The organism is Falsiruegeria mediterranea M17 (assembly GCF_900302455.1).
GTDB lineage: Bacteria > Pseudomonadota > Alphaproteobacteria > Rhodobacterales > Rhodobacteraceae > Falsiruegeria > Falsiruegeria mediterranea.
Genome location: NZ_ONZG01000002.1, coordinates 495,588 through 512,144 on the forward strand (window position 1 = coordinate 495,588; position 16,557 = coordinate 512,144).

General features: G+C 56.7%; 18 protein-coding genes. 16 read left to right on the top strand and 2 right to left on the bottom strand.

Features of this window, described 5'->3' with window-relative positions; translation table 11 throughout:
* Positions 1–56 precede the first annotated feature (56 nt).
* Positions 57–731: a GntR family transcriptional regulator gene (locus tag TRM7615_RS05790; RefSeq protein ID WP_235824023.1), complete on the top strand. Its 675-nt coding sequence runs from the start codon at positions 57–59 to the stop codon at positions 729–731.
* Between the two features lie 144 nt (positions 732–875).
* Here TRM7615_RS05790 and TRM7615_RS05795 read toward each other — a convergent pair whose 3' ends face one another.
* Positions 876–1,838, bottom strand: coding sequence for a LysR family transcriptional regulator (locus tag TRM7615_RS05795; RefSeq protein WP_108785937.1), 963 nt, complete (start codon positions 1,836–1,838; stop codon positions 876–878).
* Between the two features lie 136 nt (positions 1,839–1,974).
* Here TRM7615_RS05795 and TRM7615_RS05800 point away from each other — a divergent pair, with 136 nt between their 5' ends.
* The 10 genes from TRM7615_RS05800 to TRM7615_RS05845 all read left to right on the top strand — a co-directional run bounded on the left by TRM7615_RS05800 (position 1,975) and on the right by TRM7615_RS05845 (position 11,306).
* A complete protein-coding gene (locus tag TRM7615_RS05800; RefSeq protein ID WP_108785938.1) occupies positions 1,975–2,751 on the top strand; it encodes a transporter substrate-binding domain-containing protein in 777 nt (258 codons plus the stop codon).
* A gap of 184 nt (positions 2,752–2,935) precedes the next feature.
* Positions 2,936–3,583: an amino acid ABC transporter permease gene (locus TRM7615_RS05805; RefSeq protein ID WP_108785939.1), complete on the top strand. Its 648-nt coding sequence runs from the start codon at positions 2,936–2,938 to the stop codon at positions 3,581–3,583.
* An 18-nt stretch (positions 3,584–3,601) separates the two neighbouring features.
* Complete coding sequence (locus tag TRM7615_RS05810) at positions 3,602–4,258, top strand: amino acid ABC transporter permease (protein ID WP_108785940.1); 657 nt, start codon at positions 3,602–3,604, stop codon at positions 4,256–4,258.
* A 15-nt stretch (positions 4,259–4,273) separates the two neighbouring features.
* Positions 4,274–5,044 (top strand): amino acid ABC transporter ATP-binding protein, encoded by a 771-nt coding sequence (locus TRM7615_RS05815; RefSeq protein ID WP_108785941.1) that lies wholly within the window; start codon positions 4,274–4,276, stop codon positions 5,042–5,044.
* Complete coding sequence (locus tag TRM7615_RS05820; protein ID WP_108785942.1) at positions 5,041–6,390, top strand: aminotransferase family protein; 1,350 nt, start codon at positions 5,041–5,043, stop codon at positions 6,388–6,390. The genes TRM7615_RS05815 and TRM7615_RS05820 overlap by 4 nt, the downstream gene beginning before the upstream one ends.
* Complete coding sequence (locus TRM7615_RS05825; RefSeq protein ID WP_108785943.1) at positions 6,387–7,079, top strand: CoA transferase subunit A; 693 nt, start codon at positions 6,387–6,389, stop codon at positions 7,077–7,079. The genes TRM7615_RS05820 and TRM7615_RS05825 overlap by 4 nt, the downstream gene beginning before the upstream one ends.
* A complete protein-coding gene (locus tag TRM7615_RS05830) occupies positions 7,066–7,719 on the top strand; it encodes a 3-oxoacid CoA-transferase subunit B (protein ID WP_165821374.1) in 654 nt (217 codons plus the stop codon). Before TRM7615_RS05825 ends, TRM7615_RS05830 begins: the two co-directional genes overlap by 14 nt.
* Positions 7,720–7,727: 8 nt before the next feature.
* Complete coding sequence (locus TRM7615_RS05835) at positions 7,728–9,020, top strand: ArgE/DapE family deacylase (protein WP_108785945.1); 1,293 nt, start codon at positions 7,728–7,730, stop codon at positions 9,018–9,020.
* Between the two features lie 10 nt (positions 9,021–9,030).
* Entirely contained in the window at positions 9,031–10,188 is a 1,158-nt protein-coding gene (locus tag TRM7615_RS05840; protein ID WP_108785946.1) for an amidohydrolase, read from the top strand.
* A gap of 2 nt (positions 10,189–10,190) precedes the next feature.
* Positions 10,191–11,306 (top strand): alanine racemase, encoded by a 1,116-nt coding sequence (locus TRM7615_RS05845; RefSeq protein ID WP_108785947.1) that lies wholly within the window; start codon positions 10,191–10,193, stop codon positions 11,304–11,306.
* 93 nt (positions 11,307–11,399) lie between these two features.
* Here the strand turns inward: TRM7615_RS05845 and TRM7615_RS05850 are convergent, their stop codons facing one another.
* Positions 11,400–11,873, bottom strand: a complete 474-nt coding sequence (locus TRM7615_RS05850) for a MarR family winged helix-turn-helix transcriptional regulator (protein ID WP_108785948.1) — start codon at positions 11,871–11,873, stop codon at positions 11,400–11,402.
* Positions 11,874–12,074: 201 nt separating this feature from the next.
* On the opposite strand from TRM7615_RS05850, the gene TRM7615_RS05855 reads away from it, so the two are divergent.
* The 5 genes from TRM7615_RS05855 to TRM7615_RS05875 all read left to right on the top strand — a co-directional run bounded on the left by TRM7615_RS05855 (position 12,075) and on the right by TRM7615_RS05875 (position 16,206).
* Positions 12,075–12,605, top strand: a complete 531-nt coding sequence (locus TRM7615_RS05855) for a GNAT family N-acetyltransferase (protein WP_108785949.1) — start codon at positions 12,075–12,077, stop codon at positions 12,603–12,605.
* A gap of 72 nt (positions 12,606–12,677) precedes the next feature.
* On the top strand, positions 12,678–13,064 hold the full coding sequence (locus tag TRM7615_RS05860; protein ID WP_108785950.1) for a helix-turn-helix domain-containing protein: 387 nt from the start codon (positions 12,678–12,680) through the stop codon (positions 13,062–13,064).
* Positions 13,065–13,130: 66 nt separating this feature from the next.
* Positions 13,131–13,400: a helix-turn-helix domain-containing protein gene (locus tag TRM7615_RS05865; protein ID WP_108785951.1), complete on the top strand. Its 270-nt coding sequence runs from the start codon at positions 13,131–13,133 to the stop codon at positions 13,398–13,400.
* A gap of 389 nt (positions 13,401–13,789) precedes the next feature.
* On the top strand, positions 13,790–14,437 hold the full coding sequence (locus TRM7615_RS05870) for a tyrosine-type recombinase/integrase (protein WP_108785952.1): 648 nt from the start codon (positions 13,790–13,792) through the stop codon (positions 14,435–14,437).
* A gap of 305 nt (positions 14,438–14,742) precedes the next feature.
* On the top strand, positions 14,743–16,206 hold the full coding sequence (locus TRM7615_RS05875) for an adenylate/guanylate cyclase domain-containing protein (protein WP_235824024.1): 1,464 nt from the start codon (positions 14,743–14,745) through the stop codon (positions 16,204–16,206).
* The last annotated feature ends 351 nt before the right edge of the window (positions 16,207–16,557 follow it).

The following is a 16,557-nucleotide window of genomic DNA, read 5'->3' on the forward strand; positions in this document are numbered from 1 at the left end:
GTTCTCCTAAGCTTCTTGAGAGCATAATTTAGCCGCCCATAGGAGCCTCAACTACCGTGACCTCAGCCATTTTGGAAAACAACGACTTCAAAGCCCGCGATCGCTTTGTGATCCTGCACCAAGAACTGCGCAATCGCATCTGTTTGCTGGATTACGCACCCGGCACTCGGCTCTCGGAAACGGAATTGGCTGAAGAGTTTGGCGTGTCTCGCACGCCGCTCAGACGCGTTTTGGCCCGCCTGGAAGATGAAGGTCTGGTCAAGTCGGTCCAAGGCGTCGGAACATTCGTAACCGATGTAAACATCGATGAACTTGCACAGACCTATCAACTGCGCATGGAGCTGGCGGAAATGGTGGGCAAGCTATCCCCGAAACAGCCGGACGCACAGCTTTCGGCTCATTTGACCGAACTATCGCGCCGCGCCAAGACGTTGGTCCAAAACCCTGAGCCACGCGCCTTTGCCCAGCTCAACATGGAGTTTTTTCTTGCGCGCCTCGCCTTGACTGACAACGCGCCGCTACAGGAAGTTTCCCAGCGACTTTATGTGCAGACCGCCCGGATCTGGTTGAAATCCTTCTTCGCCTCAATCATTGACCTCAACGAAGAAATCCGCGTTTTCGCGCGCGAGGTCGATGAAGTGACCGCCGCGATTGAACTGGGAGATCTTCAGGCGGCCGCGCTCATACAGCGGGCCCATATCTCGATGAGCTATAGCCGTATGAAGCGGTGAAACCGGGCAGGACGGATTGACCAACGACAACTCGATTATCGATCCAGATTGCTGCGTATTTTCAAACTTTCGATGACGCAGGACGGCAACTTGAACTGATCTTGCGGCACTCCAAATGTAGCGGCAACTTCAGGCTTCTCAAAATCAGTCCAGACCATAGGTGCGTTCTTCGATATCTATGGCATCCAGTTCGGCCTTGCACACCGACAGGAACTCGGCCTCGGCATCTGACTGGCGGCGCGTCGGGTTGGTGACAAGATAGATGTTCACCATGGGCAGCTCATCATAGGGCGGCAACTGCCGGATATTGCCGGCAAGAACGTCCTGTTTTGCAACGTGAAGCGGCAGGGCGCCAATGCCGATATTCGCCATGATCAGGCGGCGGATTTCATTGAGGCTTGAGGATACACCGCGCCAGTCGGTGGCCAAACCCAGACGTGCACGAAGTCGAGAGATGGCATGTAGCGGCCCGCCCTCGGCCTCTGTCTGGAAGGCGACAAAGGGCTCGCCTTCCAGATCTTTTGTATTGATTTCCTTTACGCCAAACAGAGGGTGGCGCTCACCGCAGTACAGGCCGAAAAACTCTCGGTACAAGACAACGCAGTTCAAGTTCCGCGGCATTTTTGAAAGCAGGCAAATTCCGAAACTGGCCCGGTTCTGGTTCACCATCGTTTCCACATCTTCGCTTTCGTGGACCGAGAAGGAATAGGTGACATGCGGGTGCATCTTGGAGAAATTACTTAGGATCGCATCGAAATGCTCAGAGATCACCGAGCTCGTGATGGCGATCGACAAATGCCCTCTGAGTTCGGCACGGTCGTCATCCAGCAGAGAGGGAAGCTGTGAAATGGTGCCAAAGATATTGGCGCATTCGGTATACAGCGTCTGTCCGGGTCGTGTGATGGTGAACTCGTTGGGCTTGCGGATAACAAGCTGCTTGCCCGTCGATTGTTCAAGGCGTTTGAGGGCTGCTGAAACGGTGGGCTGTTTAAGACCCAGAAAGTCGGCGGCCTTGGATATGCCACCCTGTTCGACCACAACCATGAAGGTGCGCAGAAGGTTCCAGTCCAGTTTCCATGGAAAGCGTTGATGCTGCGGAAGGCTCATAGATCAAATCTATACTGAATGTAGCTAATATCTGTTTGCGCAATATTGACGAGTCATGCAAGTTTTTTCGCAAGCGGGTCCGCTCGCAGGCATTGATCGGGAAACACCCCGGCATGATTCTCACAGGGAGAGAGAAATGACTTTTCGCCGTACCATCTTGAAATCCGCAATTGCCGCCGCGGGCCTTGCGGTGTTTGGCTTGAATACCGCTGTCGCAGAAGAGCTCGACACGCTGAAAGAAAAAGGCGTGATCCGCATTGCGATGTCGGGCGCCTACCCTCCGTTCAACTTCGTGAACGATCAGAACGAAGTTGTTGGCTTTGACCCGGCCATCGGCGCCGAGATTGCCAAGCGTATGGGCATGGAAGTGGAAATTGTAACCACCGCATGGGACGGCATCATTGGTGGTCTTCTGGCCAACAAGTATGACGCCATCGTCGGGTCGATGACCATCACCGCAGAGCGTGACGAAGTGGTCGATTTCGTTGGTCCCTACTACTCGGACAAGCGCGCTATTTTCACCAAGCCGGGCTCGGGCATTTCCAGCCTCGAGGATCTGGAAGGCAAGAAAGTTGGCCTGACCCTGGGCGAAACCCACGAGGATTGGGCGCGCGAAAAGGGCTATGACATCAACACATACAAGGGTCTGCCCGAACTGCTGCTGGAACTGGACAACGGCCGTGTGGACGCCATTGTAAACGACTCGATCGCGGCCATCCTAGCGATGGGCGAAAAGGGTCAGGAGTTTGAGATGTTCGGCGATCCGACCACCGATCCCTTTGGCGCAGGTATCGCCATCCGCGAGGGCAACCCGCAGCTTGCCGCAGAAATGCAGGCGGCGCTGCAATCCATGATGGATGATGGCACCTATCTGACCATTGCTGAAGAATGGATTGGCGCGGACATTCGCTAAGACATCTTTCCCTGCCGCCCAACAGCGGCGGGGACCTTCATAGTGGTGGCGGTAAAAAGACCGATGGTCCTTTACTGACCCTCCCTCGGGCGCCAATGATATCCGACACTTACAACACTACGTGCCGAGGCGGCGACCGCGCCGTCCGGACAATTTTGGGTTGGATATCCAAGAGGAGCGACGCATGGACATTGATCTGATGTTGAAGGTCTACCCCTTCTTCCTGGAGGCCGCGTGGGTCACCATCTTACTGTCAGTGCTGACGGCGATACTGGGGTTGATCTGCGGCACGCTTGGCGCCGCCGCCCGGCTCTCACGCTTTGCGGTACTCCGGTTTCTGGGCGCAGCTTATGTCAGCGTGTTTCGCGGCACGCCTGCGTTGATCCAGCTCTTCATTCTCTACTTCGGCGGACCGCAGATCGGCATTCAGCTTGACGCGTTCGAGGCCGGTGTGATTGGCTTGGGCATCAATGCGGGCGCCTATATGACCGAAACGATCCGCGGTGCCATCATCGCCATCGACAAAGGACAGCGCGAAGCCGCCCGCACATTGGGGCTCAGCGGCTGGCAGGCCACCTACAGGGTGATCCTGCCTCAGGCCGCGCGCCTGATGGTGCGTCCACTGGGTGTGAACCTGAACATGCTGATCAAGGCCACCGCGCTGGTGGCCGCGATTGCGGTGGTCGAGCTCACCTACACCGCGCAGCGGTACATCGGATCAACTTACAAGCCCTTCGAAATGTTCCTGCTCGCGGGGGTTCTCTACATGATCATCATCTACGTGGTCGGCCGTGGCGTTGCCTGGCTGGATCGCAAAGTACAGATCACCTGATCGGAAAAGGACAGACAGATGGGCCTCGATTTTTCGATTATTCCCAAATACATGGACATCATACTGCTGGGTGTTGGCTGGACGGTCGGGATCACGGTTGCAGCCGCTTTGCTGAGCTTTGTCGGTGGCATCATCTTTGCCGTGATCGCCCTCTACGCCCCTTGGCTCGTTCGCCAGCCTTTCCGGCTGATCGAGTGGGTGTTCATGGGCACGCCGCTCTTGTTGCAACTGTTCCTGATCTACTTCGGGCTGGTGCAGATCGGCATTGATTTGCCCGCTTTTGTGGCTGGGATCATCGGGTTGGGGCTGCACTTTGCCGTCTATAACTCGGAACTGATCCAGACAGCGATCCTTGCCGTGGACAAGGGACAGATGGAAGCCGCACGCACATTGGGATGCAGCCGCGCGCAGGCCTTGCGCAAGGTCGTGATCCCGCAAGCGGTGCGCGCCGTCATCCCCCCGATCGGCAACAACATGATCGCGCTTTTGAAAGACAGCGCGCTGGTATCAGTCATCGGGGTCAGCGAGCTTACATTGTCGGCACAGCGGGTGATCGGCAAAACCTATCGCCCGTTCGAGTTCTACATCCTCGCCGCCGCTTTCTACTATGTCATCAACCTTTGCATGGAATGGGTGCAGCGTAAGATCGAACGCCGCATTTCCATCTCGCGCTGACCAAAGAGGCCAACCATGACCGAACAGACACATTTTGTGGAAATCCGTCACGCGCAGAAATCCTTTGGCACGCTCGAGGTGCTCAAGGACATCAGCCTGAACGTCGAGCGCGGCCAGATTGTCGGGATTATCGGATCGTCCGGATCGGGCAAATCCACGCTGCTGCGCGCCATCAATGATCTCGACCCGCTGACCGGTGGGGAAATCTGGCTGGACGGTGTGCAGGTGAATAAGACCCTGCCACATCGCCAATATGAAAAGCACATCAACGAGCTGCGCCAGCACGTCGGCATGGTGTTTCAGCACTTCAACCTTTTTCCGCATATGACCGCGCGCGAAAACGTCACCATGGCGCCAAAAATGCTCAAGGGCCTGTCCCAGGCCGACGCCGATAGGCTGGCCGAGGAGCAGTTGGACAAGGTCGGGATGCTGGAAAGGATCGACTATTACCCTTCGCAGCTTTCCGGTGGCCAGAAACAACGCGTCGCGATTGCCCGCGCACTTGCGATGAAACCCAAGCTGATGCTGTTTGACGAGGCCACCTCGGCGCTCGACCCCGAGCTGGTGGAAGAGGTCAATCTGGTGATGAAAAAACTCGCCGAAGAACACATGACCATGATCATTGTCACCCATGAAATGGACTTTGCGGCCTCGGTCTGTGATCGCGTGCTGTTCATGGACAAGGGCGTTGTGGTCGAGGAAGGCCCGCCAAGCGTTCTGTTCAAAAACCCGACCCAGAACAGAACCCGCGAATTCCTACGCAAACACATCGAAGGTGCGTCGTGAGCGAAGAATCCTATCTGTTCTATCAGTCCCGCAACCCGCGTCCGTTTCTGAACCGGGGCGAAGGCATCTATCTGTTTGACGAAAGCGGCAAGCCCTATATTGACGGCTCTTCCGGGGCGATGGTGTCCAATATCGGGCATTCAAACCCGCGCGTGCTGGACAAGATCAAAGCACAGATGGATCGCGCGACCTTTGGCTATCGGCTGCATTTCCGCACGCATCCGTCCGAGGATCTGGCCGCCAAAACCGTTGCCATGACGCCTGAGGGGCTGGACCGGGTGTTCTTTGTCTCGGGTGGTTCCGAGGCGGTGGAAAGCGCGGTGAAATTGGCGCGGCAATATGCGATCACACAGGGGCATCAGAAACGCATCAAAGTGATTTCGCGCTTTCCGTCCTATCACGGCTGCACGTTCGGGGCGCTGGATCTGACCGGGTATGATCCGCTGCGCGACCCGTTTGCGCCGATGCTGGCGGGCATGCCCAAGATCGCCGCCCCGGCAACCTATCTGGACCGTGACAACCTGAGCGAAGACGAACGTGGTTTGAAATACGCCGAGCTTCTGCGCGACAAGATCCTCGCCGAAGGGCCGGACACTGTGTTGGCATTTCTGATGGAACCTGTCGGAGGGGCTTCGACCGGCGCTCTGGTGGCCCCTGACAGTTATTACGGCCGCATCCGCGAGATCTGCGATGAATTCGACGTGCTGCTGATCTATGACGAGGTGATGACCGGTGCGGGCCGCACGGGCAAGTTTCTGGCCGCGGAACACTGGGGGATCACTCCGGACATCGCGGCGCTCTCCAAGGGGTTTGGTGCGGGTTATGCCCCCCTGGGCGCCGTTGTTGCCGGTGCACGTCTTGTCGAACCGATCCTGGATGCCGGGGGATTTGCACATGGGTTCACCTATGCGGGCAACCCCCTGGCTTGTGCGGCGGGGCTGGCGGTGCTGGAGGAGTTGGAAGACCAGAACCTGATCGCCAATGCGGCCGCCATGGGCGAGGTTCTGATGAATGAACTGCGCGCGCTGATGGAGCGCTATCCCTTCATCGGCGACGTGCGCGGCAAGGGGTTGCTGACCGCGTTCGAACTCGTTTCGGACCGTGATACCATGGAGCCACTAGATCCGGCTTTGAACGCCTATGACCGTCTGGTCGAGTTGGCCTATGAACGGGGGCTAATCATCTATTCCCGCCGCACCCGTGGCGGGACGGCAGGCGATCACTTCTTGGTTGCGCCGCCCCTGATCATTACCGAAGCGCAGATCGCTGAGATGATGACGATCCTGCGCGACGCGCTGGATGCGTTTGCTACCGAGGTTGGCCTCCCTCTGGAGGTGTCCGCATGAAGCTGCCCGACAAACGCTGTGACATGGCCGCAGCCGTGGCCCGGATCAAAGACGGGGCCACGGTAATGGTGGGCGGCTTTGGTGTGCCCGGTACGCCGATGGCCTTGATCCATGCACTGGTCGATCATGGCGCCCGCGATCTGACACTGATCAAGAATGACGCAAACGAACCGGGCATGGGGCTGGACCACTTGCTGCAAAGCGGTCAGGTGACGCGCCTGATCACCACCCATCTTGGGTTGAACAGCCATGCCATCGACTTGATGAACAGCGGCCGGATCAAGGTGGAGTTCAACGCTCAAGGTATGCTGGCTGAACGCATCCGCGCAGGCGGGGCCGGGATCGGAGCTGTGCTGAGCGATATCGGCATCGGCACTGAACTGGCCGAGGGCAAGCAGGTGGTCGAGGTGGACGGCAAACCGCACCTTGTCGAAACGGCGTTGCGCGCTGATTTTGCTCTTATCCATGCCGACCGGGCCGATACCTTTGGCAACTTGGCCTATGTCGCGACCGCGCGGAACTTCAATCCGCTGATGGCCATGGCTGCGACCCACGTGATTGTCGAGGCTGAAACCGTCACACCATTGGGCGCGCTGGATGCCGACGCCGTTCACACAAGCGGTGTGTTTGTTGATCACGTCACCGAATTGGGTGCGCTTTCCAAGGAATACGCCGTTGTCCAGCGCTAAGGCCCGCATGATCGCTCGCGCTTCACGCGAGATTGCTTCCGGCATGGTTGTTAACCTTGGCATCGGACTACCGACCAAGGTTATTGACCACCTCCCGGCTGATTTCCCCGTCTGTCTGCATACGGAAAACGGATTGACCGGCATCGGCCCAACACTGCCACCCGATCAGGCGGACCGGAACCTGATAGATGCCGGCGGCGCCTATGTCTCGACCGTACCCGGCTCAGCCTTTTTTGACAGCGCGACCAGCTTTGCGATGGTGCGCTCGGGTCGTCTGGATCTGACCATGCTTGGCGCGTTTGAGGTCAGCAGCCAAGGCGATCTGGCCAATTGGAAGATCCCCGGCAAATTCAGCCCTGGCGTCGGCGGCGGCATCGAACTGGCGCAAAAGGCGCGCCGGGTTGTGGTCCTGACCACCCATACCGATCGGGCGGGCAACCCCAAGCTCAAGGATGAATGCACCCTGCCGCTGACGGCGCGGGGCTGTGTGTCGCGCATATTTACCGAGATGGCGGTCATTGATGTCACGCCCAAAGGTTATGCGCTCGTCGAGATCGCCGAAGGGATCAGCCTTGCCGAGGTCCGTGAGGCCACCGGCGCCCCGCTGACCATACCCGATACAACTCGTCCCGTTTTCTGAGGTCATTTATGCAAAGCGAACTCAACACCCGTTTGTGCGATGCCGTGGATGCCGCGTTTGACCGGCAGGTCGCTTTTCTGTCCGACCTCACCGCGCATCCGTCGACCCGGGGCAATGAACAATCCGCTCAGGCGTTCATGGCCAGGGAACTGGCGGATCGGAAGTATGAGCTGGATCAGTGGCAGATCGATGTTGCCGAGATCCAGCACCTGCCCGGATTCTCTCCGGTACTTGGGCCTTATGAAGACGCCGTAAACGTCGTAGGCACGCACCGTTCCAAAACCGGGACGGGCCGTTCACTGATCCTGAACGGGCATATCGACGTGGTGCCTGCCGGGCCGCTGGACATGTGGGATACACCGCCCTTCGAACCTCGGGTCGAGGATGGCTGGCTTTATGGCCGGGGGGGTGGCGATATGAAGGCCGGGCTGGCCTCGAACCTCTTTGCACTGGATGCGCTGACAGCCTGTGGGCTCGCCCCGGCTGCGGACGTCTTTTTCCAATCCGTCGTCGAAGAGGAATGCACCGGCAATGGCGCGCTGGCCTGCCTGGCGCGTGGTTATACAGCTGACGCCGCCCTGATCCCCGAGCCGTTTTCGGAACATCTGGTCGCGGCTCAGCTGGGTGTCCTGTGGTTCCAGGTGCACCTGAAAGGGCTGCCGACGCATGTGGCCTATGCCGGCAGCGGCGCCAATGCGATTGAAGCGGCTGTTCCACTGATCACGGCGCTGCATGAGATGGAACACCGCTGGAACGCGGCGGAAAACCGGACCCGCGACTATGCCCATATGGAACACGCGCTGAACCTGAACGTCGGCAAGATCGAAGGTGGCGACTGGACCAGCTCGGTTCCGGCCTGGTGCGTGTTTGACGTGCGTATGGGGCTGTTTCCGGGTCAGTCCATCGAGACCGCAAAGGCCGAGATCGAGCAGGTCATTCTGGATGCGGCACGGCAGAACGATTTCCTGCGCAACGCCCTGCCCGAGATCGTCTATCACGGGTTTCATGCCGAAGGGTATGCCCTGTCACAGGACAGTTCCGCCATGGCCACCTCTGCCATTAGTGCACTCGAAAGCGCGCACCGTTCTGCCACTGGCGAAGACCTCGTGCGCGAAGCGATCACGGCCACAACTGACGCAAGGTTCTTTGGCCTTTATGCAGATACGCCCGCACTGGTCTATGGCCCGCGCGCCGAGGCGATCCACGGTTTCAACGAACGCGTTGAACTGGAAAGTATGCGCCGCGTGACCAAGGCCACCGCCATGTTCATCGCCGACTGGTGCGGCGTTGAGAAACTCTGAGGTAGCGCTGATGCAATCCTTGTCTCCCAATCAGCTTAAGTATCTGGTGGCCCTGCGCCACGAACTGCACCAGACGCCCGAAATTTCCGGTGAAGAGATTCGGACAGCAGAGCGCATCGCTGCGGAATTGACCACGTTGGGGGCAGACCGGCTTTGGCGTGGGCTGGGCGGGCATGGTGTTGCTGCCGAGTTTGCCGGGCGCGAGGATGGCCCGACGGTTCTTTTGCGGTGTGAACTGGACGGATTGCCCATCCGCGAGATTTCGGACCTGCCGTATAAGTCGACCATACCGGGCAAGGGACACCTGTGCGGCCATGATGGCCATATGGTGTCGATGCTGGGCGTCGCGACACGGTTGGCCACACGTCCGCAAAAGGGGCGCGTCATTCTGTTGTTCCAGCCCGCCGAGGAAACCGGCGCGGGGGCTCAGGCGGTGATTGACGATCCGCGGTGGCCAGACATCCGCCCCGACTTTGCCTTTGCCTATCACAACGTCCCCGGCCGCCCGTTGGGAGAGGTTGGCCTGCGCGAAGGACCCGGCAATTGTGCCTCACGCGGCATGCAGATTGTGCTTGAAGGCAAAAGCTCCCACGCCGCTGCACCCGAGGACGGTGTGTCTCCGGGGCCAGCCATGGCGGCTCTGATGACAAGCCTACCCGAACTGAGCGGCGGGACCATCGGGGATGAGGCGTTCTCGCTGGCGACCTTGACCCATGCGAGCTTGGGTGAACCAACCTTTGGCATCGCCCCCGCGGATGGCGAATTGCGCGCGACCCTGAGGTCGATGACCAACGAGCGTATGGATGCGCTCATGCAAGAGGCACTGCGCAGAGTTGAGAAACACGCTCAGGGGCTTTCTGTTGATATCTTGTGGCATGATGTGTTTCGTGCCGTGGTGAATGATGTTGAGGCCACGGGCATTGCCCGCACTGCAGCAGGGGCCTTGGGGCAGAATTGCCTTGAAATGCCGTCTCCCATGCGCTGGTCCGAGGACTTCGGGCGATTTGGGGACGATGGAGCGCAAACTGCCTTGCTCTATCTTGGGGCTGGCGAAAGTCATCCCCAACTTCACAACCCCGACTATGATTTCCCCGATGCCCTCATCCCTGTGGCGGTGGACCTGTTCTTCCAGATCCTGCGGGACATCCTGAGCCCTGAGGCGCAGTGAAGATGCGAAACGGGAGCGCAACATCCTGGTGCACCATTCACCGCGACCGGATCTCGCGAAATCTGGACCTCGCGCGGGGTCTTGTCCCTGACGGCCGCACGTTTTGTGCCGTGTTAAAGGCCGATGCCTATGGGCATGGCATTGCGCAAGTCGTGCCCTTGATCCGGGAACAGGGGGTCGAGACTGTCGGCATCACATCAAACGCCGAAGCGCACGCTGTTCGCGACGCAGGGTTCGACGGCACGCTGATCCGATTGCGCGCGGCTACACTGCAGGAAATCGAAGGCGCGCTGGATGATCGTGTCGAAGAACAGGTCACCTCGGTCACCACCGCGCGGCAGCTTCGCGCCCTAATGGACGCGGGAAAACTGCGAACCGGTGTCCATCTGGCGTTGAATGCAGCGGGCATGTCGCGCGATGCACTAGAGATTTCGTCGGCGGACGGGCAGAACACATGCCATAAAATCCTTGCCACTCTGGGGACTGAGATCCATGGGATCTGTTCGCATTTTCCATCCAATGAACCCGCGCATCTCAGGCAAAGCGCGGATCAGTTTCAGCGACATACCGCGTGGGTCTTTGAAAACAGTGATCTTAAACGCAGTGAAACGTTGGTGCATGTCGGCAGCTCTCTGACTCTGATCTCGGACGTGGACGTCGCGACCGACATGTATCGCTGTGGCGCAATCCTTTACGGGATCTTGAGGCCTGACCTGGGTTTTCGACCGACAATGGACCTTGAGGCCCGCATCGTCAGTCTGCAGGACTATCCGCAAGGGATGACAGTCGGTTATGACCGCGCCTGCCGTCTGGATAGGAATTGTCGTCTGGCTTGCATTTCGATCGGCTACGAGAATGGGTTCAGGCGCGTTGCTCATGAAAGCAGTGCTGTCGCGATCCGGGATACACTGGCGCCAGTACTGGGAAAGATCTCAATGAATGCGATCGTGGCGGATGTGACCGGCATCAAAGATATCGCTGTTGGTGATACCGTCGGGGTGTTCGGAGAAGGCGATGTCACATCCATCCTGCCGGAAACGGCTGAAACCCAGTTCCGAACCATCATGGCAGACCTCTACACGGACTGGGGGCAGCGCAACCATCGGGTCTATCGCTGAACCGCGCGCCTCACTCTTTGAATGGGGTTTGGTTGTGGGATGCGCCCCTTACGTTGCAGCCAGCGGCCGTTTCACTTCGCCAATAAGAACGTCTCAAGTTTTGTTCAGTTCGCCCGTCGTCAGTACAGCACCTGCTGGCAGATCTTCGGCATCAAGCATTGACGCAATCCGTTCCAGCGATGCGACAAGCATTGCTTGCTCCCAGTCTTCGAGGTCCTTGAAGCGCCGAACAAACCGTTGCTGAAGCGGATCGGGGGCATTTTCGATAGTGTGCCGCCCAAATTCAGTAATGACGATATTGGTCTGACGCCGATCTTCCAGTGACTTTTCACGCGCGACACACTCGCGCGCGACCAGCCTGTCGACCAATGCGGTTACAGTTGCCTGACTTACATGCATCCGGGTCGCAATGGCTTTGGCCGTGGTTTGACCGGTTTCTCCGACCATTTGCAGGGCCCGGAATTGTACCGACGTCAGCCCGGCCTGTAACGCCAGTTCGCGCCCTGCAATTTCCGTGGCTCGAAGGATCTGGCGCAATGCAACCAGGCTACTGTCGATACGATCCATATAAAGCTCCACACCGAGGATGGATCGAGAGTGTCAATTTTGCATTGGAATCTCAAGTGATTTCACTTTTGAAAGCTTCATCACGCAAAGCAAAATGAACCCAAGAACCTCAAAGTTTCGCCTTACACAAGGAAATTTACTTAGCAAATTGAATTTTTTTCTTCGGTATGATAGTTAGTCAATCAAAGCTTAGGAGAAACGATGAAACACTCACTTGAATTGTTTGAGCAACCAATTCCGACGTTGCGCGCACCTCAGCCAGAAGATGGAGAGCGCGTTGCATTGCTGGCGAAAGATGATCGCAAGCAGGCCTTTGGAGAACTGCTTGGTGAACTCTCAGACTTTGAGCAGTTCATGAATACTTCGATCGTTGCCGAGGTGGATGGAGAAGTCGTTGGGGCCGTTTTGGCCTATGTCCCACCCTACGCCCCCAACACCCTGAACATCCTGCAAGTGGTGATCCACGAGAACGAAGAAAACAAGGGGCTTGGCTCTCTGATGTTGGGGCAATTGATGCGCCGAAAGGTCTGTGCCGAGATCACCCAGGTGGAAACCACGATAAGCGCATGTGACGATGTCACCTGGGCCCTCTTTCGCCGCTTTGCACGATGGCAGCGCAGCCGCATGGAAATCACACCCTTCTTCACCCAAGCGCTACAGCCACGCCGTCGGCACGAAAATGACAACCAAGTCACAATTCAACTCGCTGGCGAAACGAACAACCCCGTCTAAGTCCGAAACGCGCGTCAATCAATAAGTGTAGTGCAAACCCAAGGCACCTGAAACGAAAGCAGATTGACCCATATGACGATTGACAATGACACCGCCTATTGCGCTGAGGAAGCCACCACATTGGGAGATCGCGTCGTTGCTGCGCGTGAAGCAACGGGGTTGACCCAAAAGGATCTCGCCCGGCAGTTGGGCGTCAAGCTCAAAACCGTACAGGCCTGGGAGGGCGACCGGACCGAGCCACGCGCAAACAAGGCGCAAATGATGTCAGGCGTTCTCGGAGTCTCATTGACTTGGTTTCTGAGTGGAGAAGGTGACGGTGTGCCAGAAACAGTCGAAACGCCTGAACTCGGCGCGGATTTGTCTTCGTCCCTGCACGACATTCGCAAATTGAAGGCAGAACTCTCGCAATCTTTGCGCAAACTTGGCGCGATTGAGAAGCAGCTGCAGAGGGCTCTCTAAACAGCGGGAAACTTTGCTGCTTTGTCCGGCAGTTCACCACAAACAAAAAACGAAAGAGCAGGAACCATGACCAATCCCGAACTCCAGCAGGCCACCGGTAATCATCCTAAAGATGACAATGAAACCTCTGATAATCGGCAAGACCTCTTGCCGAGGATTGTTCGGAAGAAATTGGGACTCAGCAGCCCAGACATGGCCGAGCTATTTGGCATGAGCGAAGTCGGTTATCGCAGCTGGGAAGTGGGTAGTCGTCGTCCTGGTGGCCCCGCACTCAAACTGTTGGCGCTTCTCGACTTGCAGCCCAAAAAGGTTCTTTTCTGGCTGAATGCACTATAAGCGACGTGCCGAAAGCAGCTGCGTTTTTCTGGGCTCCCAACGGCGCAAACCGAGAAGCTGCAGCATTACGCGTCGCGCTTGATGGGCGCGTAGAACCAGAAGCGGTCACTGACAACTTGATGTCCGATGGCAGTTTTGTCCGCACTTGACCCTTGCTCGCCCCATTTGTGCTGCGGCAAGAATGAGTGACCTGTTTCGCCGACGCCCAGCAACGTCCGTAGCCTAGCAAGTGCAGCGATTTTCGCGCCGCGTGCGTGCGCAGCAAAAAAGTCAATTCACAGGTTGGGCTCTCACCTGACCTTCTCGGCAGATGCACGCGAGTTTGTTATCCTGAGTTGCCAACGTCTGGTTGGCGCTGTGGTGGATCGTGGTGGATGGGAGGAACCATCATGACCATTGCAAACTTACCTGCCATCCGTGCGTGCCGACCAGCATGGAACAAAGGCCGCGTCGTTGGGCAAAAACGCCCTCTGATGCCAAAACCTCTGATGCCAAAACATGTTTGGGCCATCCGAGTGCGGCTGGAAATCGCCGAGAACCACCGTGATCTGGCTTTGTTCAATCTTGCAATTGACAGCAAGCTTCGCGGTTGTGATCTGGTGAAACTGAAGGTCGCGGACATCTACGCCTCGGGTCAGATCAAAGAGCGTGCATCAATCATTCAAAGTAAAACGCAGCGACCTGTGCGGTTTGAAATTACCGAAGGCACGCGCAAGTCAATTCTGCGATGGATGCAGGAGCCGCTGATGGTTGGTTCGGAATATCTGTGGCCCGGACGGTTTCACGAACGGTTGCATATTTCGACCCGTCAATACGCACGCTTGGTTCGCGATTGGGTCATATCCATCGGGCTCGATCCTACATCATTTGGCACGCATTCGATGCGGAGAACCAAGGTCGCGCACATCTATCGCAAGACTGGAAATTTGCGAGCGGTGCAGCTTTTGCTCGGCCACACGAAGATGGATAGCACCGTTCGATATCTTGGTGTCGAGCTCGAAGATGCGTTGGCTATATCGGAAGCCGTTGAAATCTAACCACAAGGGCCGTCCTAGCGGACGGCCCAGAGACGCCGTCTGCTGCCCCGTGGATTGCTGCGTTGCGGCCCGTCGAACCAGCCACTCGCTGCGGGCGCGAAATCAAACCGTAGGCGAACTGGTGGTGTGCGGGACGATGCGGTAGATTGCGGCGAGCCAAGGGGATATTCCAGTTACTTGTTGGACGGGATGGCTGGATCTTGCAGTCGAAACCATCAAACTGGAAAGGTTTGTCGAATTCTGACATTCTCAAATAGATTGCAGGCGTGAACCCACTAATGCAGAACTTGGAAAACGGTCCCAGTATGAATCAAGTCCTCGTTTCTGATGCAGTTAAACGTCGTTTGGTCGAAAGAGAGATCCGCATCCAGCAATCGGTCGAGGTTCAGCGGTTCAACCCCAGTATTGTCCTCGGCAACATCACCCTGGCACTGATCTTTTTTGTTATCGACCCAAATTTGGTCATTTCTAGCGGTGCGGTATTCGTCTATGCGCTAACGGCGATATTGGTCGCCCAATCAATCCGCAGTTACTTACGGCTTCGTCATCGTGAGAGGCCTACTGACGTCGGCTCGCGCCGCATTCAAAAAATCAATTTTTACGCGGGCCTCATCGGTCTCAATTGGACGATCTTCTCCTTGCTGGCGTTAAGGCTTGCAGATCCGGTCACATCGATGGTGATCGTGCTTGGTACGTCTTCATTCGCTCTTGCGTCTTTGGTTTCAATGGCTTCATCGCCTATCGCAGGCTCGCTGGCCGCATTTCCGGTTATCTTCGCAAACGGCTTCGGGATGGCCTTTTTCGGACATCTTCCGGTTTCTACTGCACTTTTGGTTTCTGCATCTCTGGCGACAATCACGTTCTTCGTCGTAGCCGCGAATTGGCAAAAAACCAAAATGAACGTTCTGACACAAGTCGACAGCATGTTGGCCAAGGCTGATCGCGCAGAAACAATGGAGAGACTGTCTCACCGCTTAGCCAAGTACCTTTCCCCACAACTATACTTGTCGATTCTGACAGGAGAGCAAACCGAAGAAATTGTTTCAAAACGCAAAAAGCTGACCGTTTTCTTTTCGGATATAGTCGGCTTTTCCGAGATCACGGACAGATTGGAAAGTGAAGAGCTGTCGACGTTACTCAACCGATATTTGACTGAAATGTCTCTAATTGCCGAAAGCCATGGTGGCACAATCGACAAGTTCATCGGTGATGCAATTGTGGTCTATTTTGGGGATCCTGAAAGCAAGGGTGCGAAGAAGGATGCACTTGCATGCGTACGCATGGCGATTGAAATGCAAGAGCGTGTCCGTAAGTTGAAACAAGAATGGTTAAACCTGGGGTTGGAAGAAACTTTCGATCTGCGCATCGGCATCAATACAGGTTATTGCACGGTGGGAAATTTCGGCTCAGATCAAAGAGTTGATTACACGATTATCGGTAGCGAAGTGAATCTGGCGGCGCGTCTGGAATCTGCGGCTGATATTGGCTGCATCCTTTTGGCTAACGAGACTTATGCCCTTGTAAAGGATTGGATTGCTGCAGATGAGCAGGAGCCGATGCGCGTAAAGGGGTTTGAGCGCCCTATCAGGACCTTTCAGGTGCGCAGAACTGCGGAGCTAGACACCGCAGAAGCACTAACTTTCCATCGCAGGGAAGCGAACCTTTCCCTGAAGATGAACCACGCCCTCATGAACGACACCGAGCGTGAGCTGTCAGCATCCATTTTGCGTGAGGCGCTTGAGAAACTCGATGGACGACCTGCGAGCTAGTACGTAATCCGAAAAAGTTGAACCGGTATTAGGGCTCAGTTGCAGCGAAAGCAAAAATCAGGGCGCTATTTAAGACACAGAACTCATGGATGACGCTGTCGGGTGCAGCTCTCTTCTTTTCGGTTTAACGCCCAGATTGGGATATTCAGCTTTGGGCTCCTTGCGGTCATCTGACGACTTTTGTCGGGCTTTTCAGGCTGAATGTCTGCTTTCTTCGACTGCGAGAGTTTGTTTTGCGACTGCAGAGAATGACCGGTTTCCGCCCTTGGTGTTTTTCGCTGCGGTCGCAATACTCAGAAAGCGGTTGTTGAGGCTGGCGCGGCGAATTCACACTTTACCCCGCATGGGAGA

Coding starts and splice junctions, on each gene's coding strand:
- TRM7615_RS05815 (WP_108785941.1), top strand. CDS start 4,274: ATGACCGAACAGACACATTTTGTGGAAATCCGTCACGCGCAGAAATCC.
- TRM7615_RS05810 (WP_108785940.1), top strand. CDS start 3,602: ATGGGCCTCGATTTTTCGATTATTCCCAAATACATGGACATCATACTG.
- TRM7615_RS05860 (WP_108785950.1), top strand. CDS start 12,678: ATGACGATTGACAATGACACCGCCTATTGCGCTGAGGAAGCCACCACA.
- TRM7615_RS05800 (WP_108785938.1), top strand. CDS start 1,975: ATGACTTTTCGCCGTACCATCTTGAAATCCGCAATTGCCGCCGCGGGC.
- TRM7615_RS05805 (WP_108785939.1), top strand. CDS start 2,936: ATGGACATTGATCTGATGTTGAAGGTCTACCCCTTCTTCCTGGAGGCC.
- TRM7615_RS05825 (WP_108785943.1), top strand. CDS start 6,387: ATGAAGCTGCCCGACAAACGCTGTGACATGGCCGCAGCCGTGGCCCGG.
- TRM7615_RS05855 (WP_108785949.1), top strand. CDS start 12,075: ATGAAACACTCACTTGAATTGTTTGAGCAACCAATTCCGACGTTGCGC.
- TRM7615_RS05850 (WP_108785948.1), bottom strand. CDS start 11,873: ATGGATCGTATCGACAGTAGCCTGGTTGCATTGCGCCAGATCCTTCGA.
- TRM7615_RS05835 (WP_108785945.1), top strand. CDS start 7,728: ATGCAAAGCGAACTCAACACCCGTTTGTGCGATGCCGTGGATGCCGCG.
- TRM7615_RS05795 (WP_108785937.1), bottom strand. CDS start 1,838: ATGAGCCTTCCGCAGCATCAACGCTTTCCATGGAAACTGGACTGGAAC.
- TRM7615_RS05865 (WP_108785951.1), top strand. CDS start 13,131: ATGACCAATCCCGAACTCCAGCAGGCCACCGGTAATCATCCTAAAGAT.
- TRM7615_RS05845 (WP_108785947.1), top strand. CDS start 10,191: ATGCGAAACGGGAGCGCAACATCCTGGTGCACCATTCACCGCGACCGG.
- TRM7615_RS05875 (WP_235824024.1), top strand. CDS start 14,743: ATGAATCAAGTCCTCGTTTCTGATGCAGTTAAACGTCGTTTGGTCGAA.
- TRM7615_RS05870 (WP_108785952.1), top strand. CDS start 13,790: ATGACCATTGCAAACTTACCTGCCATCCGTGCGTGCCGACCAGCATGG.
- TRM7615_RS05840 (WP_108785946.1), top strand. CDS start 9,031: ATGCAATCCTTGTCTCCCAATCAGCTTAAGTATCTGGTGGCCCTGCGC.